The sequence below is a fragment of the Anaerovibrio slackiae genome (genome assembly GCF_009695585.1).
GTDB classification, from domain to species: domain Bacteria; phylum Bacillota; class Negativicutes; order Selenomonadales; family Selenomonadaceae; genus Anaerovibrio; species Anaerovibrio slackiae.
In genome coordinates this window covers 24,192-49,376 of record NZ_VUNR01000020.1, presented here as the reverse complement: position 1 = coordinate 49,376, position 25,185 = coordinate 24,192, and the positions used below count along the sequence as shown (strand labels likewise).

17 protein-coding genes and 1 other RNA gene are annotated in these 25,185 nt (G+C 52.0%); 16 read left to right on the top strand and 2 right to left on the bottom strand.

Annotated elements, in window-relative coordinates; translation table 11 throughout:
- Nucleotides 1-248 precede the first annotated feature (248 nt).
- The 9 genes from FYJ84_RS10120 (at nucleotide 249) to FYJ84_RS10080 (ending at nucleotide 14,053) form a co-directional block, all read left to right on the top strand.
- Complete coding sequence (locus FYJ84_RS10120) at nucleotides 249-1,178, top strand: YitT family protein (RefSeq protein ID WP_235901419.1); 930 nt, start codon at nucleotides 249-251, stop codon at nucleotides 1,176-1,178.
- A gap of 187 nt (nucleotides 1,179-1,365) precedes the next feature.
- A complete protein-coding gene (locus FYJ84_RS10115) occupies nucleotides 1,366-2,226 on the top strand; it encodes a PHP domain-containing protein (protein WP_328596371.1) in 861 nt (286 codons plus the stop codon).
- A 161-nt stretch (nucleotides 2,227-2,387) separates the two neighbouring features.
- On the top strand, nucleotides 2,388-2,546 hold the full coding sequence (rd, locus tag FYJ84_RS10110; protein WP_154407490.1) for a rubredoxin: 159 nt from the start codon (nucleotides 2,388-2,390) through the stop codon (nucleotides 2,544-2,546).
- A 350-nt stretch (nucleotides 2,547-2,896) separates the two neighbouring features.
- Nucleotides 2,897-3,502, top strand: coding sequence for an alpha/beta hydrolase family protein (locus tag FYJ84_RS10105; RefSeq protein WP_154407489.1), 606 nt, complete (start codon nucleotides 2,897-2,899; stop codon nucleotides 3,500-3,502).
- Nucleotides 3,503-3,929: 427 nt separating this feature from the next.
- The gene (locus FYJ84_RS10100) at nucleotides 3,930-7,730 is read left to right on the top strand and encodes a PD-(D/E)XK nuclease family protein (RefSeq protein WP_154407488.1); all 3,801 of its coding nucleotides are present in this window, start codon (nucleotides 3,930-3,932) and stop codon (nucleotides 7,728-7,730) included.
- Complete coding sequence (gene addA / locus FYJ84_RS10095; protein WP_154407487.1) at nucleotides 7,730-11,644, top strand: helicase-exonuclease AddAB subunit AddA; 3,915 nt, start codon at nucleotides 7,730-7,732, stop codon at nucleotides 11,642-11,644. Before FYJ84_RS10100 ends, addA begins: the two co-directional genes overlap by 1 nt.
- 68 nt (nucleotides 11,645-11,712) lie before the next feature.
- Nucleotides 11,713-12,291, top strand: coding sequence for a hypothetical protein (locus tag FYJ84_RS10090; RefSeq protein ID WP_154407486.1), 579 nt, complete (start codon nucleotides 11,713-11,715; stop codon nucleotides 12,289-12,291).
- A gap of 89 nt (nucleotides 12,292-12,380) precedes the next feature.
- A complete protein-coding gene (gene aroC, locus FYJ84_RS10085; RefSeq protein ID WP_154407485.1) occupies nucleotides 12,381-13,532 on the top strand; it encodes a chorismate synthase in 1,152 nt (383 codons plus the stop codon).
- Nucleotides 13,529-14,053, top strand: a complete 525-nt coding sequence (locus FYJ84_RS10080; RefSeq protein ID WP_154407484.1) for a shikimate kinase — start codon at nucleotides 13,529-13,531, stop codon at nucleotides 14,051-14,053. Before aroC ends, FYJ84_RS10080 begins: the two co-directional genes overlap by 4 nt.
- A gap of 130 nt (nucleotides 14,054-14,183) precedes the next feature.
- On the opposite strand, the gene FYJ84_RS10075 is transcribed toward FYJ84_RS10080, so the two are convergent.
- Nucleotides 14,184-16,619, bottom strand: a complete 2,436-nt coding sequence (locus tag FYJ84_RS10075; RefSeq protein WP_154407483.1) for a GGDEF domain-containing protein — start codon at nucleotides 16,617-16,619, stop codon at nucleotides 14,184-14,186.
- Nucleotides 16,620-16,885: 266 nt separating this feature from the next.
- Between FYJ84_RS10075 and FYJ84_RS10070 the strand changes: the two genes are divergently transcribed.
- The 7 genes from FYJ84_RS10070 (at nucleotide 16,886) to ssrA (ending at nucleotide 24,372) form a co-directional block, all read left to right on the top strand.
- Nucleotides 16,886-18,973, top strand: coding sequence for a putative bifunctional diguanylate cyclase/phosphodiesterase (locus FYJ84_RS10070; RefSeq protein ID WP_205764200.1), 2,088 nt, complete (start codon nucleotides 16,886-16,888; stop codon nucleotides 18,971-18,973).
- 165 nt (nucleotides 18,974-19,138) lie between these two features.
- On the top strand, nucleotides 19,139-19,309 hold the full coding sequence (locus FYJ84_RS10065) for a hypothetical protein (RefSeq protein ID WP_154407481.1): 171 nt from the start codon (nucleotides 19,139-19,141) through the stop codon (nucleotides 19,307-19,309).
- 147 nt (nucleotides 19,310-19,456) lie between these two features.
- The gene (locus tag FYJ84_RS10060; protein WP_154407480.1) at nucleotides 19,457-19,639 is read left to right on the top strand and encodes a helix-turn-helix domain-containing protein; all 183 of its coding nucleotides are present in this window, start codon (nucleotides 19,457-19,459) and stop codon (nucleotides 19,637-19,639) included.
- A gap of 165 nt (nucleotides 19,640-19,804) precedes the next feature.
- Nucleotides 19,805-20,797: a DNA-directed RNA polymerase subunit alpha gene (locus FYJ84_RS10055; protein ID WP_154407479.1), complete on the top strand. Its 993-nt coding sequence runs from the start codon at nucleotides 19,805-19,807 to the stop codon at nucleotides 20,795-20,797.
- Between the two features lie 178 nt (nucleotides 20,798-20,975).
- A complete protein-coding gene (locus FYJ84_RS10050) occupies nucleotides 20,976-21,995 on the top strand; it encodes an exonuclease domain-containing protein (RefSeq protein ID WP_154407478.1) in 1,020 nt (339 codons plus the stop codon).
- A gap of 123 nt (nucleotides 21,996-22,118) precedes the next feature.
- A complete protein-coding gene (locus tag FYJ84_RS10045) occupies nucleotides 22,119-23,771 on the top strand; it encodes a hybrid sensor histidine kinase/response regulator (protein ID WP_235901422.1) in 1,653 nt (550 codons plus the stop codon).
- Nucleotides 23,772-24,018: 247 nt separating this feature from the next.
- Nucleotides 24,019-24,372, top strand: a transfer-messenger RNA (tmRNA) gene (gene ssrA / locus FYJ84_RS10040).
- Nucleotides 24,373-24,808: 436 nt separating this feature from the next.
- Here ssrA and FYJ84_RS10035 read toward each other — a convergent pair.
- On the bottom strand, nucleotides 24,809-25,183 hold the full coding sequence (locus tag FYJ84_RS10035) for a helix-turn-helix domain-containing protein (RefSeq protein ID WP_154407476.1): 375 nt from the start codon (nucleotides 25,181-25,183) through the stop codon (nucleotides 24,809-24,811).
- Between the last annotated feature and the right edge of the window lie 2 nt (nucleotides 25,184-25,185).

Here is a 25,185-nt window from a genome sequence, read left to right as displayed (position 1 = left end):
GTAGGAATTACGGAAATTAACGCCCACGGAGAGTGTGTAAGTCCTTTTGCCAAGGCAGAAGGCTGTTCTCGTAGAAGTGGGAATCTCCCTCCTCAAACGCCTAGGCGTTAGGAGGGAGTAATTCAAAAATTGCCGGAGTTGTGATATGATTATAGCCAGGGGAATATAATTGTACTAGTGCTGTTGTTTTTGTTATGTGTGCTGCTAAACTGAGCGGCTTATGCTGCGAAATGAAAGTGGGGATGAATATGATGCGAAGCAGAAGAATAATCAGAACCAGAACCTTGAAACATAAGCTCATGCACTATGCCGGCATTGCTCTGGGCTGCCTGATTGCCAGCAGCTCTATCAATCTTTTTCTGGTGCCATCTCATCTTTTGACCGGTGGTGTGACGGGCATTGCCATCATATTTTATTATCTGGCAGACTTGCCTATTGGCGTGCAGACACTTGTATATAATGTGCCTTTATTGCTGGCGGCATGGAGGCTGATGGGGAAGAAGTACACGATTGATATAGTTATTGGTACGGTGCTTTTTTCTTTGTGCCTGGATGCTACGCGGTTTCTGAACGGGTATCTGCCGGTGGAGGATTTGATGCTGGCGGCGATTTTTGGCGGTGTGTTCAATGGTATAGGCTATGGTATTGTCTTTCGTATGGACGGCAGTACAGGAGGCTTTGATATTATTGGTGCCATTGTCAAGAAATATTATTCTTTGCACATGGGCGGTGTGATTTTTGGCTTTAACTGCCTGATTATGCTGGTTGCAGCATTTTTGTTCGGCGTGGCACCGGCCATGTTCACTCTTATCAGCATGTTCATCAATGCAACTGTTACTGACAGGGTGATTGCCGGTTTCAATAGCCGCAAGGCGGTGCTGATTGTATCTGAGAAGGCGGAGGAGATTGCAGAGGAAATCATCGTGGAGCTGGGGCGTGGCGTGACCTTTCTGCATGGGCAGGGAGCCTTTACCCACAAAGAAAGGGATGTGATTTTTGTGGCGGTGAAGCTTACCCAGGTGGCAAAGGTAAAAAGGCTGGCCAATGAGGTGGATGGTAATGCCTTCATGATTATCATGTCTGCCAACGAGGTAATGGGCAGGGGCTTCAGCAAGCCTGCCTCCCGTCCTGTCAGCACGGTAATTCATGAGCCTGACAACAGGATAGAGTATAAGTGATTGGTTAGCAATTGGCTGGTAATGGCTGAATAATGGCTTGCTGTAGTCTGCCCCGGAGCTGCAAGCATTAATCTGTTTTGAATAAAGTGCGGTATTTTGTGGCACTTTTGGCTTAATAGTAGTATAATGTCCGTATATGATATAATAATGCATTGTAATGTGTCAGGATGCAGCATAGATAGGGGATGTGATATTTTTGATAGATTTGCATGTTCATTCCACGGTTTCTGATGGTAGCTACAGCCCGGCAGGCTTGGCTAGGCTGGCGAAGGAAACGGGCGTGGAGGCTTTTGCCCTGACGGATCATGATTCTATTGCCGGTGATGATGAGGCGGCGGCAGAGGCGGAGAGGCTGGGCGTTGGCTTTATTAACGGCATGGAGATGACCATGGCGTATCGCGGCCGCAAAATCCATGTGGTGTGCCTGGGATTTAACCCTGAAAATAGTGAATTTCAGAAACTTTACAGCCGTTTGCGCTATATTAAAGAGGACTCGATGGCAGATGTGGTGGAGGTGCTTCGCCGCAGGGGCATTGAGATAGATATGGAGATGGTCAGGAGACATTCTGCTGTGCATCTGGACAGGTATGCCATCATGCGTACCATAGTGGATATGAATATCTTTGACGGCATTCAGTATATCTGGGACAACTACCTGAACCCGGCTGTCAAAGAGGTCGGCGTGGCAGGCGATATTCCGGCGGAGGAGGCCCTGCCTATCATCCGCGGGGCCGGTGGCGTGACATCCCTGGCGCATTTCCACAAGCTGATTGGCCTGAAGGGGCAGTCACGGCCGGAGCAGGAGGATTCCCTCCGGGAGCTGATGAGTTTCGGGCTTACCGGCATGGAGCAGTATTATCCAAATTATACTGATGAGGACAGGGCTTTTGCCAGGGCAATGATTGAGAAATACGATATGCTGCCGACGGGAGGCACGGATTTTCATGGTGCCAACCGGCCAGGTATCCTGCTGGGAACCGGCTACGAAAAAAATATGTCTGTGCCGCTTAAATTTTTAGAGGATATTCGGGAAAGATGTCGAATATAATCATGTGTGTGATGTAGGCTGCTCTGCCATGCTATGCATATGTTATGTTATGCTATGTAATGTAGTGCATATATTATGCCGATGTGTTCCGTATCTGTAATGGGGCAGGAGGCGTTGGCAGGGAAGCCGTATGATATAATATTTAGGAGGTTTGATTAATTATGAAGACTTGGGTTTGTGACGTATGCGGATGGGTTTATGATGAGGCTGCCGGTGATGCTGACAACGGTATCGCTCCAGGCACTGCTTTTGCTGACTTGCCGGAGGATTTTGTTTGCCCGCTGTGCGGCGTAGGCAAGGACCAGTTCTCTGAGCAGTGAGATTGTAAGAGAAAAACTATCCTGGCTATGCAACCCCGTAATGTGGTAACTGTGATGAAGTAACGGTTATGTAATGGTTGCAACTGAAAAAGCTATCCTTTATGAGATGTGATTCTCGTTGAAGGATAGCTTTTTTGTGTGCCATCGCTGTTGGCACTTGCATAGGATATCCATGATTAAGTTTGTTTATATCCACCATAGCTAAATATAGCATTTTTTACTCGTGTGGAAACGTTATGGCAATACTTTTGTATCAATGTACTTATTTAATGTACATTTTTTTGCACATAAACTTTGTTATCATGAGCTTAAAATGAATGCAGGGGGGATGTGTAATGGAGGAGCAGGGCATGAAAAATTGTGATGAATATTGGGATATTGAAACAGCTTTTCTTAGAGGCAGGGATGTCTTGGTGGTGATAAAGACCGGGGCAGGCGGTACTGTAAACGGCTATCAGGACAAGTATAAAAAATTGGCAGAGTATATTCATCACAGGACGGGATATGCAGTGCTGACCGTGGATAATCCTGCCGGTGCAGATAAGGAAGAAAATTTTGAGGTCACCATGACGGCGGCGGAATTTGCCAATGATGTAACGGAAGCTGCTGATGGGGGAGAAGTGCCAGTGTATTATATTGGTTTTTCCCTGGGGGCTTCCTTGGGTGCTATGTATGGCTGGCAATATCCATATATCAGGAAAATGCTTCTGATCAATCCGCCGCTGATGATAAATTGGCACAGGCAGAGGAATGGGCTGGAACAGTTTGACGGGGAACAGGCAGTGGTTGCCATTGGCTCCAGTGACCCATCCTATCAATTTGCAGGGCTGGTAGACTGTATTGATAATCCCTGTGTGGAAAAAACAATTTTGTATGATACGGGGCATAATCTTTCCGTGGATATGAATGCAATAATTTTCGGCATGTTATTTTCAAAGCAGGGGGATATGCCATGAGATATTTAGTTTACTTGAGTGCAGCAATGATTGTATAATTGAATAGGGATGGTGCTTTGATGGAAGAAAATGCGGAAAACTATGGTTTTGTACTTTGTAAAAACATAAAGCACTGAGAGTGAAAGATAAGCTGCTGCAGGAATGTAACTGTTGGCAGATATGTGATGGGGGGAGAAGGCGGTGCCAATGCAGGGCATTGAGACGCGCCTCGGTGCTTAGCAATACGCGAGCCGAAGGCGAAGCGTGAGCTTAGCATCCGCTAGGCGTGGATAATAGCGCGAGCGTGCCCGCATTGGCATTGCCTCTCCGCCCATTGGAGTATAGATGAAAAACAAATAAATTTACAAATAAATTTACAGATAAATTACTGGATGAATTTCCAAATAAATTGCCGGAGAATCGGATAATTTGACAGGGGAGTGAGTGTATGCTGGAGATTATTTCAGGCCGGGCTGGCAGCGGCAAAACCGCTTATTGCCTGGAGCAGATAAAGAATAAGCTTTTGGCGCAGCCGGTAGGAGATGCCATTATCCTGCTGCTGCCGGAGCACATGACATACAAGGCAGAGCGTGAGCTGGCAGCTATGCTGGCGAAGGAAGGCAGGGGCTTTTGCCGCTGCTATGTTTATGGCTTCCGCCGCTTTGCCTATCAGATTTTGCAGGAAACAGGCGGCGGTCTGGAGCCGGGGCTGACAGACCTGGGCAGGCAGCTGCTGTTGCGGCAGCTTTTGGACAGGCGGCTGAAGGACAAGAGCCTGTCCGCCTTTGCCAGGGCGGCAGGACAGCGGGGCTTTGCCGCGGAGCTGGGGGATATTATCAACGAGCTGAAAAGCTATTGCATTTCGCCGGAGCTCTTGCAGGAAATCGGCAGCCAGGTGGCAGAAAAGGATAAGCGTCTTTCCGGCAAGCTGCAGGATATGGCACTTATCTATCAGGATTTCAATGAAGCCATGGCAGGCAGCTACAATGACGGCAAGGATATTCTCTGCAAGCTTCTGGAAAAGCTGCCCAAATCGAAGATTGTGCAGGGGGCGGAGCTGTGGCTGGATGGCTTCCTGTTTTTCAATCCATTGGAAAAGCAGCTTTTGCAGGTGCTTTTCGGCCTGTGCAGCCGGGTACATGTATCCCTGACGCTGGATAATAGCACCTTATCTGACTGTCAGCCATGGCAGAATGTGCCACGGGAGGATATTTTTTACCGCAGCCAGAGCACGAGGAACTACCTGCTGGAGCTGGCAGGGGAAATGAACATGGAGGTAAGGGAGCGGTTCATGGCAGGGGGAGCCAGGTTTGTATCGCCGCTTCTGAGAGACATGGAGAGGCAGTGGCTTTCCCATCGCCCTGTACCTGTCAAGATTGCCAAGAGCCGCCAGAGTGATAAGGGGAATAATACCAATAATACTAATAATAATACTAATAATAATACTACTAATAATAATAATGGTAATAGTGATCAGAAAGATGCGATTAGTACCCAGCTGCGAATCACGGAAGCCGCTACCATCCGGCTGGAGCTGGAAGCCATGGCGGATGATATTGTGCGCCTGGTGCGAGATGAGGGCTATAAATGGCGCGATATAGGCATCCTTATCCGGGATGAAGACAGCTATGGCAGCATGGCAGGCATGGTCCTGCAGGAGTACGGCATTCCCTTCTTTAGTGCCACTCGCCGGAAATGCACCCATCATCCCTTGGCGGAGCTTATACGGTCAGCCCTTGCCATCTGTACCAGCCGCAGCAGCTGGAGCTATGAAAATGTCTTTGGCTGCCTGAAAACAGGCTTCTTCAAGGAGCCTTGCGGCCTTTTGCCGGATGCCATGGATGAGCTGGAAAACTATGTATTGGAGTTCGGCATCAAGGGCAAAAAAGTCTGGGCACAGCCGGAGGACTGGCAGTTTGTGAGCCGGTACAGCATTGATGAGGAAGATGGTGATGCCGATGCGAGCCAGCTGCAACGGGCGGAGCTGGCAGACAGGCGACGCCGTCAGGTGGCAGAGCCATTGCTCAGATTGCAGGAGGCGCTGCAGCCTGCCGGGACTGCCGCTGATATGGCGGAGGCGGTGTATGTATTTTTGACGGAGCTCAGGGTGCCGCAGCAGCTGGAGCAGTGGGCGGCAGAGGACGAGCAGCAGGGCAATCTGGCAGGCGCCAGGGAGCATCAGCAGATATGGCGCAGCATCATGGAGCTCCTTGACCAGCTGGCGGAGCTGGGGACAGGCTCCGGGGAGCCGTCCCTGGCTGAGTTTGCCGCTGTTACCGGGGAGGGGCTGGATAGCCTTTCAGTAAGCATGATTCCGCCGGGGCTGGATTATGTGAGCCTGGCTTCCTTTGACCAGAACAGCCTGGGCAACCTGCGGGCGATTTATGTGCCAGGTGCCAATGCCGGCAGCATGCCCCGCCATTCCAGCGAGAACGTCATCCTGTCGGATGCGGACAGGATTTATATCAATCAGGTGGAAGCCGGGGACAGGAGGACCGGCAGGCGGCTGTCCATCATCGGGCAGGAAAACAGCTACAACGAGGGCTATCTTCTGTACAAGGGCTTTACCCAGGCACGGGAATATCTCTGGGTATCCTATGCCCTGTCCGATGACTCAGGGGCTGGCAGGGAGCCTGCCAGGCTGGTGCAGTGGCTGAGGAAGCTGGTGCCGGAGCTGAAGCTGGGGCAGGTCCTGCAGGGAGATGGCTTTGTGGCGGAGGGCAGGCAGGCTCTTTCCGGCTTGGGCATAGCTCTCAGGCACTGCAAGGATTATGGCGTAATGGAGGAAAAATGGCAGGCGGTGTACAACTGGCTGCTTATTCAGCGTGAAAAAAATAAAAAATCAGCTTCTGCGCCTCTGGCAAAGGGGCTGACGGCTTTGCAGAAAGCCCTGGTCAGCAGGATGGGGGCGGACAGGCTGCCGGAGGAGCTGGCAGGTCAGCTTTTTGCCCCAAAGGGCTATCTCCGGGGTAGCGTTACCCGTCTGGAAAGGTACAATCACTGTCCTTTCCAGTATTTTGCTCAATATGGTTTAAAATTGCAGGAGCGGAAAATCCGCGGCTTCAGCAGCCCGGAGCTGGGAACCCTGCTCCACGGCGTGCTGCGTGAGTTTGGCGAGCAGCTAAAGAGGGAAGGCAGGCGGTGGAGCGATGTGGAGGAAGGGGAGCAGCGGCAGCTGTGCCACGAAATCCTGCACCGGCTGGCACCTCGCTTGCAGAATAATATTATCTTCCAGCAGAAGCAGCTGGCAATCCAGCTGAGGCGCATTGAGAATACGGCGAATTTTGCCTTGAAGCGGCTCTGTGCCTTTGACGCGGTCAGCAAGCTGCATCCCTGCTATTTTGAGCAGGGCTTCGGGATTTTTGCCCGGGATGAGAATGAGCAGGCGGTGGAGCTGGTCTACAGGCTGTCCAATCACAACATGCTGTCCCTGAACGGCCAGATTGACCGCATCGACATGACGGAGGATGGCAGCTACTTTATGGTCATGGACTACAAGACAGGCAGTGCCTCCATCAATATTATGGATGTGTACTACGGCATCAAGCTGCAGCTTCTGACTTATCTTCTGGTGGCAGGGCAGCTTTTGGCGGAGCAGCTGGGGCAGGGCAGCGTGCCGGTGGGGATGCTGTACTGCTTTTTGAAGCGGCCTATGGTGAGCCTGGCCAGCCATAGGGAAAGCAAGCAGGAGATGATTGCGGAGCTGGAAAAGCGGCTGAAGATGCCGGGCTGGATTGTAGCGGACGAGGAGCTGGTGCAGCTGATAGACAGCAGCCTGTCTGCCTCCGGGGAAAGCCGTTTTATCCATGCGAAGCTGAAAAAGGATGGCAGCCTGGGCAAATCCGAGGTTCATCTCAGGACGGAGCGTGAGCTTGAGCTTCTGCTTGCTTATGTGGAGAAGCTTTTGCAGGGTACCGGGGAGGCAATTCTGGCTGGGGAGATTGTGCCGGAGCCATATATGGACAGGAATGGCTTCAGCAGCTGTGCTTATTGCGGCTATCATGCCCTGTGCGGCTTTGATGCCCAGCTGGAGGGCTTTGGCTACAAGCAGGTGCTGCTGCAGAAGGATGTGGATTTCATGAAGAATATTGAGATGGAGCTTTCTCCGGAGCAGGTAAGGGCAGTGGATGAACGGCTGACAGGACGGCATGAGAAAAAAGCTGAACTGGTGAAGGCGGATAATAAGATGGAGACGGATAAGACGGATGTGACGGATAATCAGGCAGCTAAGCAGGAGGTGGACGGCTGATGGCATGGACAAAGGAACAGCAGAGGGCGATTGACCTGGATGGGAAAAATATTCTTGTATCTGCGGCGGCAGGCTCCGGCAAGACGGCAGTACTGGCAGAGCGTGTGGTGAGCCATCTTCTCCGGCCGGAAACGGATGAGGGTGCCTGGAACGTGGATGAGCTTTTGATAGTCACCTTTACCCGGGCGGCGGCAGCGGAGATGAGCGAGCGCATTGGCATCAGGCTGCAGCAGGCTATTGCGGCGGAGCTGGACAGGGAAAAGCCGGACAGGCGGCTGGTTAGCCGCCTGGAGAGGCAGGTCATCCTCCTGTCGGGGGCATCCATCTCCACTATTGACTCCTTCTGCCAGAGCATCATCAAGAATAATTTTTCTGCCCTGGATCTGGACCCGAAATTCCGGGTGGCAGATGAAAATGAGCTGCTGCTTTTGCAGCAGGATGTGCTGGATGAGCTTTTTGAGCAGCGTTATGAGGCCATGGACGAGGTGCTTTTGCACCTGGGAGAGCAGTACGGCACGGACAGGGGCGATGGCAGGCTCTACGATATTGTGCTGAAGCTCCATGAAAAGGCCATGAACCAGCCTTTCCCGGCAGAATGGCTAAAGGGGCTGGCAGAGGATTTTGCCGATATGTCCGGCACGGCCCTCCATCTGAGGGATTATGCCAAGTGGTGGCAGGTGCTGATCGATGAGCTCCGTACCGGCATGGCACGGGCGGAGGACGAGCTGGCAGAGTTCAGCCAGCTGGTGAGCCAGGTGGATGACAAGAAGGCCCGTGCCAAGTACGATGAGCGGCTGGACAGGGCCAGGGAGATTGTGGAAAGAATCATGTCTTCCCTGGATGGTGAATGGGAGGAGATTTATCAGGCCTTCCGGGTGCTGGACTACAAGGAATCAAGCTTCAAGACCATGCCGGGCGGCAAGCTGGAGGTGGATGCAGAGCTCAGGGAGCAGCTGAAGCAGGCAAATGCCGCCTTGAAGGCAACGGTGACCGGCTTGAAGGATAAGTATGTGCTGGATGATGAGGCCACCATGCTGGCGGATTTGCAGGGGCTGTCCGTGGATGCCGCCGGGCTGGCGGAGCTGGCCATTGCCTTCGGGGAGGCCTATGCAGCTGCCAAGCGGGAGCGGAACATCATTGATTATGGCGATATGGAGCATTTCGCCTTGCAGCTTCTGCTGTCCCCTGAGTCCGTGCCGGGGCATGTCCAGCCCTCGGAAACTGCCCTTGCCCTGCGCAGGCGGTACAAGGAAATCATGGTGGACGAGTATCAGGACACCAATGAGGTGCAGGATACCATTGTCAGGCTGATTGCCGGGGAAAATGGCGGCAACATGTTCACGGTAGGTGATGTGAAGCAGAGCATCTATGGCTTCCGTGCCTCGGAGCCGGGGCTTTTTATTGGCAAGTACGATGCCTATGGGGCGGAGACGGAGGTTAGTGGCGGTGCCAACGAGCTGATTTCCCTGGGGCGCAATTTCCGCAGCCGCCGGGAGATTTTGTCTGCGGTGAATTTTGTCTTTGCCCAGCTGATGACCAAGGAGCCCATGGAAATCGACTACGATGAGAATGCCATGCTGAACCCGGGGGAACCTTATGGTTATCAGGAGCCGGAGGAAGGGCGTATTATGCCCCTTGGCGAGGCGGTGGAGCTGGATATTATTGCCGAGAAGGGCCTTGAGGCTATAGAGGGAGCGGAAGAAAATCCGGTATCTGCTATGGGAAATAGTGCTGATGGGCAGGAGCAGGCTGCTTCTGATCCGGGTGGCGATGACCAGGAGGAATTAAAGAGCTTCCAGCTGGAGGCGCAGCATATTGCCGACAGGCTGAAGCAGCTGAAAAATGGCGGCTATATGGTGTTTGACAAGTCCCTGGGGGAGAGGAATAATGGCTACAGGCCGATGCAGTGGCGTGATGTGGTAGTGCTGCTGCGCTCCGTCAAGGGCAAGGCTGATGTGCTGCAGGAGATTTTTCAGGCCAATGATATTCCCGTCTTTGCCAGCACGGATGGGGGCTATTTTCAGGCCACGGAAATCCAGGTAGTGCTGTCTTTGCTGTCGGTGATTGACAACGTGCAGCAGGATATCCCGCTGGCGGCGGTGCTTTACTCCCCGATAGTGGGGCTCAGTGCAGCCCAGCTGGCGAAGCTCAGGCTGTCCTCGGAGGGAGGCAATCTCTATCAGGCCATGCTGAATGCCAACAGTGCGGAGGTGAAGCTGTCTGCTGCTATCAAGAACAAGCTGGCGGAGTTTCTGTCCAGCCTCAGCGGCTGGCGGCAGCTGTCCCGCCGTGCCGGGGTGGCGGAGCTCTTGTGGCAGGTGTACCGGGATACAGGGTATTATGATTATGTGGGCTGTATGCCGGGGGGTGTGCTGCGGCAGGCGAACCTGAGGATGCTGATTGCCCGGGCGGAGGAATTTGAGGGAACGAATTATCGGGGGCTGTTCAGGTTCCTGGGCTTTATTGAGAAGATGAAGAATATGGACACGGATTTGTCCGTGGCGAGAACCCTGGGAGAAAACGAGGATGTAGTCAGGATTATGACCATCCACAAGTCCAAGGGGCTGGAGTTCCCTGTGGTGGTGCTGGCGGACATGGGCAAGAAATTCAACCTGATGGATACATCTGACAGCATCCTGCTGCACAAGGATCTGGGGCTGGGGCTGGATAATATTGACGTGGAAAAAAATGTCAAGTATCCGTCTTTTTCCCGGCTGGCTGTCCGGGCGAAAATGGTGCAGGAGAGCAAGGCGGAGGAGCTGCGTGTCCTCTATGTTGCCATGACCCGTGCCCGGGAAAAGCTGATTATGGTAGGCAGGGTAAGGGATGCAGGCAAGGCTGCTGCCAGGTGGTGCAGCTACCGGGAATACGGCAGGAGCTGCCAGCTGCCAAGATATGCCATCTCCGAGGCAGGTTCCTATCTTGACTGGGTGGCAGAGGCAGTGTCCCGGCATCCGGCAGGGGCAGCCTTTGCCGGGGTGCTGGAGATGACCAGTGAGCAGTACGTGCAGCCCCTGGGGTACATGCATGCCGCCCCTGGCAGGGAGTCCCAGTGGCAGGTACGGCTGGTGAATGGCAGTGATATCCATCTGCCTCAGGTTGCCAGCCGGGAGGCAGGGGAGCTTCTGGCCTTGGTGGCAGGCAGTGAGCCGCTGCCGGTAGCGGAGGATGCCTTTTGCAAGATAGAGGGCATTCTTGGCTGGCAGTATGATTTCCTGGGAACGGAGGATGTTCCTGCCAAGCTTTCTGTTTCCGAGCTGAAAAGGCGGTTTGCCCGTCAGCTGCAGGAGATGGGGCAGCTGGCAGATGGCGTTTTTGCCATGGCTGTCAGGGAGCAGCGGGAGTACAGCTTTCCGCGGCCTGAGTTTTTGCAGCGCAGGGAGGAAGCGAAGCAGCGCCGCACCAGCGGCACGGAGTATGGCACCCTGATGCACAGCGTCATGCAGCACCTGGATTTGGCAGGGGAGCTGACGGAGGAAGGCATCAGAGGACAGCTGACGGAGCTGGCGGAGCAGGAAATCATCACGGCAGACCAGGTGGCTATGGTGAGAGCAGGCAGCATTGCGGCATTTTTTGCTTCACCTCTGGGCAGGCGCATGACAGGGGCAGAGAAGCTGTGGCGTGAGCTGCCCTTCTGCCGTATGCTGCCTGCCGGCAGGTATTATGCAGAGGTTCGGGATGAGGAAGCAGAGATATTCAATCAGGGCGTGATTGATGTGCTGTTCCAGGAGGCTGACGGCAGGGTAGTGCTGCTGGATTACAAGACGGACAGGGACACGGCACCGGATGTGGTCAAGGAGAAATATGCCATGCAGCTGGAGCTTTACGCAGAGGCAGTCAGGAGTGTGCTGGGACTTGCGGTGTCGGAAAAATATTTGTACATGTTGCGTGATGGCAGTGTAATTCAGCTGTGATTTGTGATATAATATACAAATTAGTGTTATATTTGTATGTTGTATGAGTAATAGAAGGAGAGTTGTAAATGTCTGACGAGGAGAGGGTGTTAGATAAGGAGCATGAATGGGATTTTATTGTAGCTGGCTGGCCTCAGGAGGTGCAGGAGGCTGATAAGGAGCTCCTGGCACTGGAGCAGTCCCTGGAGGATATGCTTGAGGTGGCGATTCAGCAGACAGTCAGCCGCTGCAAGCGTTATGCCCAGGATGGGGGCTATCCGTTTACAACCTTTCAGCTGAATAAGAGCCTGATTTTTTTCAACCGTGCCGTGGAAGAGCTGTCCATCAGGGATGTGCCTCAGGAGGAACGGACTGAGTTCAGGGACCAGCTGACGGAAAGGTTCCTCGCCTTTTTGGATGAGGTGATTGGCCGTATGCGCACGGATGAGCAGATTGCCAGGATGAAAAGCGGGATTGATAACGACCGTTTTCCAGGGGATATTATCGGCATGGCGCTGATAAAGCAGTCTCTGCGGCTTCTGGCCAAGGTGCTGGCGCCTATGGTGGAGATGAAGCGGCATGATTATATGGCAAAGAACCGGGGCGTGCTGATAGAGCTTTTGAACAAGCACGCCAGCCAGCTGAACCTGGGCAAGGAAATATGCTGAGCCATGGCTTGTGGTATTTGTTGCAGTATATGTGTTATATTTATTGCAGTAGTATTTATTGTATTGTAGTTTTGTGATGAGGTGTTTGAATGGCAGGTTTGCGTTTTTTGACTGCCGGTGAGTCCCACGGACAGTGCCTGACGGCTATTGTGGAGGGTATTCCGGCAGGTCTGCAGGTGGATATTGAGGCAATCAATCGTGATCTGGCACGCCGCCAGCAGGGCTATGGCCGCGGCGGACGCATGAAGATTGAGACGGACAAGGCTGATGTGCTCAGCGGCATCCGCTTCGGCGAAACCATGGGAGACCCGGTTACTTTGCGTGTTGTCAACCGTGACTGGCAGAACTGGACTGACCGCATGAGCGTATTCGGCCCTGAGTTCGGTGACAAGGTGACGGCAGTACGTCCTGGGCATGCCGACCTGACAGGCGTGCTGAAGTATGACAGGGACGATGCCAGGGACATCCTGGAGCGTGCCAGTGCCAGGGAGACGGCTACCCGCGTGGCTGTAGGCGGCCTGTGCAAGGAGTTTCTGCGTGCCTGCGGCATGGAGGTAGTGAGCCATGTGGTGAAGATTGGCGGCGTTGCCGTGGATGAGGCACGGATTGACCGGGAGCAGATCGGCAGCGGCACATCGGAGCTGAACTGCTATGATGCAGTAGCGGAGGAAGCCATGAAGGAGCGCATCTGCCAGGCCATGCAGGAGGGGGACACCCTGGGGGGAGTCTTCGAGGTGATTGTCCGAGGCGTGCCTCTGGGGCTGGGCAGCCATATCCAGTGGGACAAGCGGCTGGATGGCAGGCTGGCCCAGGCTATGATGGCGATTCAGGCCATCAAGGGCGTGGAAATCGGTGCAGGCTTCCAGTGCGGCGAGCTGCCGGGAAGCCGGATTCATGACGAGATGTTCATGGACGGAGAGCAGAACGTGTACAGGAAAACCAACCGTGCCGGCGGCCTGGAGGGCGGCATGAGCAACGGTGAGGAAATCGTGGTGCGGGCATGCATGAAGCCGATTCCTACCCTGATGAAGCCGCTGCATTCCGTGGATATTGCCTCCGGGCAGCCGGTGCTGGCATGCAAGGAGCGCAGCGATGTGTGTGCTGTGTCTGCCGCTTCCGTGGTAGGCGAGGCCATGGCGGCCATGGTGATTGCCGAGGCGATGCTGGACAAGTTCGGCGGCGATGCCATGTGCGACGTGCTGGCAGCCATCGAGGCTTATAAGGGCAGGGTGCAGGCATGAAGAACGTGGTCCTGATTGGCTTTATGGGTACTGGCAAATCCAGCTGTGGCAAGGCTGCCGCCCAGCAGCTGGGCTATCGCTTTGTGGATTTGGACAAGGAGATAGAGGACAAGTACGGCATGACTATCCCGGAGATGTTCCGGAAATACGGTGAGGCGTATTTCCGGGAGCGGGAAAAGGAAATGGTGCGCTACTGGGCGGCACAGAAAAATACGGTTATCTCCACCGGCGGCGGCACGGTCAAGGATGCTGAGAACGTGGCAATGCTGAAGGCAAACGGCAAGATTGTCTGCCTGACTGCCGATGTGGATACGCTGCTGGCCAGGACAGAGCGGCAGGGAAAAAGGCCTGTGCTGGATGCCAGGGCGGCAGAGCTGGGGGGAGATCGCAGGAAGGCGATTCAGTCATTGATTGATGAGCGGCAGCCCATGTATGACCAGGCGGACTGCACTGTAGATACAGGGGAGCTGAGCCCTTTGCAGGTGGCTGTCAAGCTAGCCGAATACATCAGGAAATTCTGATATTGATTGGTACTGGACAATTGGTTCCAGATAAATAAGCAAAAAAATACCGGTGTAGGCTGGCAGGCGCTGTACCTGCTGCCGATACCGGTATTTTTTATTTCGCATTTTGGCAAACCAGGCTGTAAAGCTAGATGGTAAGGTGGTTGCCAGTGAATTTCTTGCTTTTATAGAGATGCTGGTCGGCTTCCGCGTACAGCTTCTCAAAGGTGGCACCGTTTTTGCCCTTGTAGATGACGGCACCTACGCTGACGGAAATCTTCCTGCCATCCATCTGAGGGAGGTAGATGCTGTCCAGGATGGTAAAGAACTTGGAAACCATGGAGGTCAGCATGGTGGTAGTGGTGCAGTTCAGCAGGTAGAAGGCAAACTCATCGCCCCCCAGCCTCAGCACCACATTGCGGGAGCCGAAGGCCTCCTTCAGGCTGTTGGCCACGGTAACCAGTACCTTGTCCCCCACACCATGGCCGTAGTTGTCGTTGATGCCCTTGAAATCATCGCAATCCAGCACGCCGAAGGCACCGGGATGGCGGTTCTGCACATAGGCACTGATTTTCCTTTCGCCGCTGGAGCGGTTGTCAATGCCGGTGAGGCCGTCAGTTTCGGCAATTTTTTGCAGGTGGTTCTGCATGCGCTTTTCCTCGTCAATAATCTCGCACACATAGAGAAAATGCGTTGGCTCGCTGTTCTGGTTGTACTGGGCAGGCACCAGGTAGCCCCGGATCCAGCCCATGGTCTTGGATTCGTATTCAATGGTGATGTACGGCTTGTCCTTGACGCGCTGGGCAAGGGTGTTCAGGTCGGAAAACTCAAACAGCTTCCGCCAGTAGTCAGGATATGCATCAGAGCGGATGTAGGCAAGCATGGCTTCCCTGGCACTGCGTCCGCTGGTGAACACCTTGCGCATGACGTTGTTGCCCTTTACCTCCAGGAACCTGTCCGCTGTCAGGTCAAGGTAATAGCAGCTGTCAAAGATGGACTGCAGCCCCTGCACGATGCTGTTGAACTCCACCAGCTCGCCGTAGGCGGTCTCCAGCTCCTTGTGCTTGCTCTCCAGCTCTGCCTGCTTTTCCTCCAGCATGGCGGCACTCTGCTCGGCGGCAGCCTGGGCTTCCTTCAGGAGCCGCTGCTCCTCGTATTCCTGCTTTCTTTGCAGGGTGATGTCGTTGCCGATAACAGTCATGACCACATGGCAGCTCTGAGGGTCCACGGAAATCAGGCCGGTAATGCGGTGATAGGTATCTGTGGACTTGTGCCAGAACTCTGCCTCGCAGTTGCTGATGCCGAAGTAAAAAGCTTTCAGGAGATTTTTGCAGGTCCAGTTCATGCCGCTCTTGCCGTTGGAGCTGATGAACTCCAGCCCCAGAAAGTCGATGGCATTTTTGATAAATTCATCGTAATTGCATGGGACAGTGATGTTCTCAGCCTGCAGTGGCTTCAAATCGCTGCGGCAGGTGAACTGGTCCAGCAGCATGCCGGTAGTCAGGTCTACATGGTATATGTAGTCAGAGAAGTGCATGAGGACGCTCTGGGCGGAGTCCCTCTCGTTGGTGGCGATATAGCATGCCGTCTCCAGCTGCTGGTTCATCAGCACCCGGGAGGTAACATCTGTCACCACGTCAATGATGATGTTTTCGCCGCTTTCCAGCAGGATATTCTTGGAGGAAACGGCCATGTGATGCACAGAGCCGTCTGCATGGGTAATGGAGCACTCAATGTCGGCTGTTTTGCCAACATGCTGCAAAATCGGCATGGACGGCACATCCTCCGTGTCATCGGTAATGACTACCCGCTGGCGCAACGCCCCAATGGTCAGCCCCCTGTAGCCGCTGTTATAGTTGATTTCGTACAGATCCATGGCGGTATCGTTCATGTAGAGGATTTCCAGCGTATCGCATTTGTAGGCAATGATGCCTGCCTGCTGCATCTTCAGCATTTCCTGGTACATGCTGTTCTGGAACATGTACTCCTGCATATCGTCAGCCAGCTGGAAAAGGGCATCCTGGCTTTCCAAAAGCTCCTTGTTCAGGGCGGAAAGTTCCTGGTTCTGGGCGAAAAGCTCCCTGTTCTGCTGCTCGATGGCCCTGTCATGCTGGGAGGTCTCGCTGCGGAGCTGGGAAATCAGCTCATACCGCTTCTGCTCGGCAAGATGCTCCTTGGTAATATCCCGGGCAGACAGGACGACATGATGGGGCATGCCGCACTCCATGTCCACCAGGGTAACGAAAAAGTTAAGCCAGCGTTCGTTGTTTTTTACCCTTACAGGCACCTTGATGCCGAACTCCGGCGTTTCCTTGTTCACATGGTTGCGGATATATTCGCAGGATATTTTCAGCTGCAGGTCAGCCCGGTGAGAGTCGGGAATCATTGCTGTGATAAACGTAGCTATAGCTGTGCTGTAAAGCCCGTCCTGGGGAAATTCCATGGGAATCTTGCTGGACCAGCGGACACATCTGAACCAGTCATGCTGAACGTCTATATAAAAAGCCGCCACAGCCGACCGGAATATGGCCATAACTGTAGCTTCCGCGAATTCTTTGGTTTTCAATTCATCACTTCTGTCCATCTCAATTATCCCTATTAATAAATATTCACAAAATTATTGAATTTAATACGACACCTAATTATAGCATAATTAGGGGGAAGGGGTAAAGAGGGGAGACGTATATCCCGGAAAAAGTTTTTGTAGGTAAAGTATTGCTGGCAATTTTTCTAGCTGTTAATGGTTTGACTATTTGCTAAAACGTGATACAATAGACCTGGATACTTGCTTTTGTGTTTTAGACTGCTAAAATGGCAGTGATGTCGTTCAGGGGTGCAGGGAGAGAAGCTATGGATATTCATGTGGATTTGTTGACGGGGCTGCCGGACAGGAGATTTTTCTGGCAGCTGGTGGATGAAAAGCTGGCAGAGCACAGCGAGGGTGCCTGCATGCTCACGATGAATATAGAGCATTTTAGTTACTACAACAAGTGGTACGGCAGGCAAGAGGGGGACAAGCTGCTGGCTGAGATTGCAGCTTTTTTGCAGCAGTGCTGCAGGGATTGGGGCGTCGTTGCCGGATATATGGGTGATGATGTTTTTTCTGTTTTCTTTTATTCGTCAGCGGTAGATGTGGCGGAGAAGGTGCGCCAGGGAATCATCGCTATTATGCAGACAGTGCGGGATAATGAAATCTTTAGGCCTATTTTCGGAGGCTTTGTCCTCAAGAAAGGCATGGAAGCCGGGGCTATAGATTTGTTTGACTACACTGTAAACGCCATAGGGCAGGCGGTGGATTCCCTCAATATGGGGATATACTGGTTTGATGAGCAGATGGCGCGGCAGCTGATAGAGGAAATGGAGCTGATGCCGAAGATTACCAGCGGCATGGAAAAGGCGCAGTTTACCTTTTATTTGCAGCCGAAATGCCAGATACGGGATGGCAGGATTGTGGGGGCGGAGGCTCTCATGCGCTGGATTAGCGATACTGGCGAGGTCATCCCGCCGGACAGGTTCATACCTGCCCTGGAAAAGAACGGCTACATCATCCAGCTTGACAGGTATATCTGGGAAAAGGCCTGCCAGGTAATCTGCCGCTGGATGGAGCAGGGCAGGCGCATCCTGCCGATTTCGGTGAATATTTCCCGCATAGACATTATGGAAATGGATGTGGTGGAGGTATTCGGTCAGCTTTTGGATAAGTACAAGATTCCGGTGGAGTACCTGGAGCTGGAGATTACGGAAAGCGCCTACGCCGCCAAGGAGGCCCTCATCAAGGAGGCGGAAAAAGGGCTCAGGAAGCTGGGCTTCAAGATTTTGATTGATGACTTCGGCAGCGGCTATTCCTCCCTGAACATGCTGAAGGATATTCAGGCTGATGTGCTGAAGCTGGATATGCGGTTTCTGGATATGAACAAGGATAACTACCTGAAGGGCAGGAATATTGTCAGCTCCGTGATTACCATGGCAAATCAGATTGACCTGCCGGTGATAGCTGAGGGGGTTGAGACTCTGGAGCAGAGCGAGATGCTTCTGAGCCTTGGCTGCAGCTTTGCCCAGGGGTATTATTACTATCGTCCGATGCCCATTGCCGAGTATGAGTTCCTGCTGGAGGATGAGAATAACGTTGCCGCTTCCAATATCACCAGCCGCAAGTCCGGGGCGGCATATCTGAGGGACTTGGCACAGTATTTTGGCATGGTGGCGGAGGTAAATCCCTTTACGGGGGAATACCATGTCATTCATCACGATGACAACTTCCGGCTGTCCTTTGGCAGGCGGCCGGACACGATTACAGAATATATTGAGGAAAGCGTAAGCGAAGGCTGCGTGCATGCCGATGATGTGGCAGGCTACCTGCGTCGCAGCAGCTTGTCCTATGTCAAGGAAAGGCTCTTGGGCAAGAGGCTCAGGATTTTGTATGATTTGCGCTATCGCCGCAATGGCGTGTACAAGTGGTACACTTTCGAGTGCCAGCAGCCAAAGTCTTTTTCCCTGGATTCTCCCTGGGTGCTGTTCACCTGGAAGCGTGCCAATGAGGAGGCCTCGGAGCGTATTGATGCCCTTATGCTGATGCACAACATCTTCCGCAAGGTTATCAGGGTGAACCTGCGCAGCGGCTGCTTTGATGTGCTGAAAAAGGACAAGGACGAGCAGCCGGGGCTTTATCGTGATGCCCACAATATTGTGGATTATGCTACGGCTTTTGCCAGGAGGTTTGTGCATCCTGATGACCGTACTACCTTTGAATGGTTTGTGGAACAGAGGCGTGTGCTGCAGCATTTCCGGGATACCGATGGCGAGCCGCTGCGCATGAATTTCCGGCACAAGACGGCTGAGGGCTACCGGGACTGCCAGATTGAAATCTACAGGAGCGTGGAGTATTCTGCTTCCAAGCCGGTCCTGCTGGTGACCATCAGGGATCTGTACAAACTGTAAATATTTTGCCAGGCTGAAAAATACTCTTTACAAAATCATTTCAATATAATATACTACCGTATGCTGTGCAATGGTGATGGTGTTCCGGCAGTTTTTGACCGGGAACCGGGGATGACTTTGCAGGGCACAGAGGTGTAGTTTTATGTTGAATGGGTGAGGATATAGATGAAGCTTGAAGGATTGGGCAGGCTGCGCCAGCACAAGGGGTACAGCATGCACATGATGGCGGATTTTTTGCAGATTTCCCTGGAGGCTTATGCAGAGCTGGAATTTCAGCTCAGGGAAGCCAGCAGCAGGGAAAAGAAAATCCTGCGGCTGCTGCTGGAAGTGGAATAGTTTTTGCAAAATTTCCCTGATAAGACTTTTGGTTTATTCCTGAATGACATATTTTATGGTAAAATAGTTGTTGCAGTGGGGAGACTCATTGCAGCAGCTTTTTTGCTGTACAGCATGTTTTCAGAGTCGAAGAAGGGAGCTGATTACATGATTGGTTATTTCCTTAGTTCTATCAGAAGCAGGTGCGGCTTTACACCTGATATGATGGCAGCTGCCATGGGCATGAGGCGCGATGAGTACGACAGGCTTGAGCGTGAGCGGCGTGTGGCAACGAGGGATGAGCGTGCACTTTTGGAGAGTATGTGCGCTAATTTGCGCATTGCTGTCTAGGCTGCGCACCAAGGGGGATGCCGGGCTGATATGCATGTGGATGTGACATCGGAGCCGGTGTCCTTTTTGGTTGTTTATTTTTTCGTTTATCTTGCATATTTTGCCCGTTTGTTGTAGAATATAGAGTACGCGAAATTTGATATTTTATCCGAGAGGAGTTTTTATATGCTGGATATTAATGATACTAAAATGAGATATGAGGATAACCCGGATAACAAAAACCACGCTACCTGTACCTGTGAGCCGCTGGACCGCGGCTATGGCACTACCATTGGCAGCAGCCTGAAGCGCATACTGCTGTCTTCCCTGAAGGGTGCAGCTGTAGTGGCAGTGAAGTTTCAGGGTGCCGATAGTGTCACTGACCAGCTTGCGGGCGTGAAGGACAGCGTGCAGGAGATCGTCCTGCGCCTGCGGGAGCTGAGCATCCGTCCGGTAGAGGCTCCTGTAAAGGCTTTTGTGCGGGTGACCGCAGCTGAGGAGGATACCGAGGTAACTGTAGCTGACATCGTTTGCGAGGATGAGGAAGCTGAACTGGATATTCTGGATCAGGATAAGTACCTTGCCACAGTGGAGGCAGGCCACACACTGGAGCTGGAGCTTTTGATTGATAGCGGCTATGGCTATGTGCCTGCGGAGAAGAACATTCTGGCACCTGAGGGCATGATTGCCATGGACTGCGTGTATTCCCCGCTGCGCCGGGTGGAGTACAAGGTGCAGAATACCCGTGTGGGCAACACCACTGACTACGACCGGCTGATCGTGGAGGTGGAGACTGATGGCACCATTACTCCGGCAGATGCCCTGAACCAGTCTGCCAGCCTGATGATTGATTCCCTGTCCCCGATGTGGGAGTTGGCTGATACGGAGATTGAGGAGCCGAACCCTGAGCTCAACAATGTCATTTACCAGAGCGGCGATACTGTTGCAGGTGGCGATACCAACGGCAAGGCAGATATTCTTGAGCGTCCGATTGAGGATCTTGAGCTGAATGTGCGCCCTGCCAACTGCATGAAGCGTGCCGGGATTGTCACTATCGGGGATTTGGTACAGCGTACCGATGAGGAAGTGAAGAATCTCAGGAACCTGGGCTCCAAGTCCTTTGATGAGATTGTGGACAAGCTGGCTGAGCGGGGCCTGGCATTGCGTCCTGCTGAGTAATCCATAGAGATGATTACAGATTAAAATTTACTGCTTCCAAGGCACAGAAATGTGATTTGTGCTTTGGAAGCTCTTTTGTTGTGCTGAATAATATAGTATAATAGTGTAATGGCAAAATTGTGTGGTTGTGTAATGGTATAATATCAGAATAACAGAATAACAGAGAGAAGGACATAGGATGCATATCGCCTGCTTGGACACTGAGTCTACAAGTACGGGAAAATTTAATGAAATACTGGAGCTGGCTATTTACAGCGCCAGAGGTGAGCTGATACTGAACAGCTTGTACAAGCCAAAAAGAAATAGGCGCTGGCCCCATTCGGAGAGGGTTCACGGCATCAGCCCGCTGATGGTGCAGGATAAGCCCCATTTTCAGGACTGCCTGCGGAAAATCCAGAAGATTTTTGACAGGAGCCAGATGGTGCTGGGCTTTGCGCTGGACAACGATATCCGTATCCTGGAGCAGTCCGGGGTGACCGGGCTGGTGCCGGAGAAATGCCTGGATGTACGGGAGCTGTTCTGGGGTGTTTATGGTGATGAGCTCGCCATGGACTTTTATCATGTTCCAAGCCTGATTAAGTGCGCTGAGTTCTGCGGCTATGTATGGGAGGAAGGCTCTGCCCATTCGGCGGCGGCTGATGCCAAGGCGACACTGTACTGCTATGAGGTGCTGATGCGCAAATTTATTCAGAAGTACGAGCTTTGCCAGCTGCCTGATGAGCAGGAGAAGCTGACAGATGAACAGATTTATCTGGGCTGGCGCAGGCTGCAGGAAATGGTGCGGGTGGAGCTGCACAACAGGGCGGTGGAAAAGGCAAAGGGGTGGCTGTACCTGATTGATTGCCCGGAGGGGGTATTGCTGGTGGCAAGGAAGAAGCCGCTGGCGGCGAGGAAGTCCAAGCCATCAGCTGATGGTACCGGTGCAGGTAAAGATACAGGTATAGGTGCAGGTATAGCTGCAGCTACAGCTACCGGGAACGATGCCTATGGAGCCCCCTCCCGTGGGGAGGCCGGGCAGTCCAAAAGCAGGGTGCTGGCAGGCATAGAGCTGGCTGATTACGCCAAGGGGTATGATGTGATGTATGCCAGGTTCAAGGATAAGATGCTGCCCCACGGTCCCGGGGAGAAAAATTATTACAGGCTTACAGAGGCGGATATAGAGGAATTTAAGCTGTATACGAATGTTTTTGAGGCATGATATATAATATATGATATATGATATATCATGCATGGTATATGATATATGATGCATCATATACGATGCATGATGCAGTGTGACCGGTGTATTATCGGGCAGAATAGGGGTGTTAATGTGGACGATATGGGGGCAGGCTTGCGTCAGGCTTTGACGAGGGCTGAATCGTTGAATCAATCCCTGCAAAAGGAAGTAAATATGGTGCGGGCCATCAGCAAGGTGTTTTTTGCTACATGGCGCCTGGACCTGTTGCTGGACAAGGTAACGCCGGTGGTGGAGCTGGATGGTCATGCGTTTATGTGGCGGAACGGTGCACTGACGGTGAAAGATGCCATCAATATCGTGATTGACCGTGCAACCTATGAATATAAGGATGTGCTGCGTGATACTTTGCGGATAGAAAACCTGCAGGTTAAGCTCAGGCACAAGGATACCATGGAGCTGGAGTATTATACTGCCAATATGGGCTGGATACGGCTGAATATCATGGTGGTTGAGCGGGATACCTTTACGGATGTTGTATCCCTGCTGTTTGGCTGGCAGAGCATTAATGAGGAAAAATGGAAGGAAAAGGAGCACAAGAGGGAGCTGGAGGAGGCCAACTCCCATCTGCTGGAGGCTCTGGCGGAGGCCAAAAGAGCCAGTGAGGCAAAGTCTGATTTCCTCAGCCGCATGAGCCATGATATGCGCACGCCGATGAACGGGATTATCGGCATGGCGAATATTGCCATGGAATGCCTGGATGATAAGGAGCGCGTCAGGGAGGCACTGCAGAAAATCCAGTCCGCCAGCCATCAGCTGCACATGCTGATTAATGATGTGCTTGATATGAGCAAGATTGAGAGCGGCAAGATTCAGCTGCTCCGGGAGCATACGGATTTGAAAAAGATTGTGGAAAGCCTGTTGCCGGGGATGCAGACTATTGCCAAGAAATATGATGTTGATGTGATTTACAAAGGATTTCAGGCAAAGCATCAATATATTTATGGCAGTCCTGTGCACATTCAGCGTATTGCTTCCAATATTCTGTCCAACGCTATTAAGTATAACCGGGAAGGCGGCACGGTGACGATATATGTGACAGAGAAACCGATTGCAGGCGATACAGAGAAGGCAATGTTTATCCTGACTGTGCAGGATACAGGGATGGGCATGAGTGAGGATTTTCTAAAAAACAAGCTGTTTACCCCCTTTGCCAGGGAGTGCTCCGAGGAAAAGGTGCCGGGCACCGGGCTGGGGATGGCGATTATCAAGGAAATTGTGCAGCTCATGGGCGGAGAAATCAAGGTGGAAAGCAAGCTGGGGGAAGGCAGTACCTTCAAGGTTTACACTCCTATGGAGCTGGCACCGGAGCTGGTAGAAAGCAAGCTGAAAAAAGAATGCGATGACAAGAATGTTTTGGATGGCAAGCGGATTTTGGTTGTGGATGATAATGATGTGAATCTTGAAATCGCCACATTCCTGCTGGAAAATCACGGAGCGGAGTGCCTTGTGGCGCATAATGGCAGGGAATGCCTGGATGTTTACCAGGGCAGGGAAGCTGGCTTTTTTGATATGATTCTGATGGATGTCAGGATGCCGGTTATGAATGGTTATGAAACGACAAAGGCTATCAGGGCTACCAACAAGGCGGATGCCATGACCGTGCCGATTGTGGCTATGACGGCCAATGCCTTTACGGAGGACAAGCGCAAGTGCTGGGCAGCAGGCATGAATGACCATATCGCCAAGCCGATAGATGTGGAGGTTATGCTGGAGACCATCGGCAGGTATATATAGCGATGTGGCAAAATGGCTTTCCATAATCTAGTTATATTGTTGGCTTATCAATAATCTGGTTATATTGTTGGCTTATCAATAATCTGGTTATATTATGGCTTGTCAATAATATAGTTATACTGTCGGAGCATTCCTTTGTATTTTGAAAAAAAGATATTTTTGTGTTGACTTTTTGATTAATTAGTGATACTATATCAATAGTTTTCATGTTCTTGAAATCTCTGCGAAATGAGGTTTCCCTTTATAGGGGGATGTAAAGGTTTCGACGGGGGTGGCTGGAGTATGGATAGCGAGCCGGGGGTTCACCTAGCCCCGTCAGTAAGGTGAAACTTTTATTTAAATATAAAAGCAAACGAAAACTACGCTTTAGCAGCTTGATGCTAACCCCTGTTCACTTAGCTCCCGCCTGAGGGAATAAGGGGCCAATTGCGGGATACCTGATGCCTGACTCCTGGGGGGCTGAATGGGAAATTTTTCCAGGATAGGATGGACGGCGGTTGTTTGTGTCTGCCCATATCTGAAGCTTAAACATAAACTGCGCTCGGAGAAGTCGGTATGACAACGCTTTCGGACGGGAGTTCGATTCTCCCCATCTCCACCACATATTAGGGCGAAAAGGTAAATCTTCGTCTTTAACATAGAAAGTCCAGTTGGTTTTGTGCCAGCTGGGCTTTTTTCGTGAGGTTGGGGAATGGGATGGAGAAAGCTGGGGAAGTGCTGGTGCTGATGATATGGGATGGAGAGGGGCAGGGGGCTTGTCTTCGTGCATGGGATGCTGGACGGGTGTAGAGGGCTGACGGCTGGGAGTATGGGCTTGCAGGACAGTTTTTGAGGGATTTGGATGGTTTATAGGCAGGGAAATTAGCGTAAATGTGAGGAATATATCTAAAGTGTGGGGGCAGTGAGTCCTTTGAGCCATGAAGTTGTGGCATGGGGGAATGTTAGGTAATTAGTGGCAATAATGGAATTAACGGCATACTAAAACCCGATTAGTGTTTGCGTGGGGCAGGGCTAATCGGGTTTTCTCATGGAATAATTTAGGTTTGCTGTTTGATACATTCCTTACGTTGCCATGAAATAAACTTTGCATATTGGATAAGTGAACTAACATCATCTTCTGAAAAGTGCTTACATTCCTCAAGCAACTCCTGTAAATATGATGGGAGTTCCAGATTGACGGATTTGATATATCCCCAAAGGCTGAGAAGGTAATTATAATCAAGGCGATAAGCGGACGCAATCATTTCCAATGTTTCAGGAGTAGGCTTATTTGTAATGCCAGTGCGCTTGTCGACACCTTTTTCAAGAATGTCAAGATATGTGTAACTGATACCTATCATCTTAGCAGCAGACCGCAAACTAAGTTTCATGGATAATCGTTTTTCCTTTATTAAATCTGAAAATACACTCATTA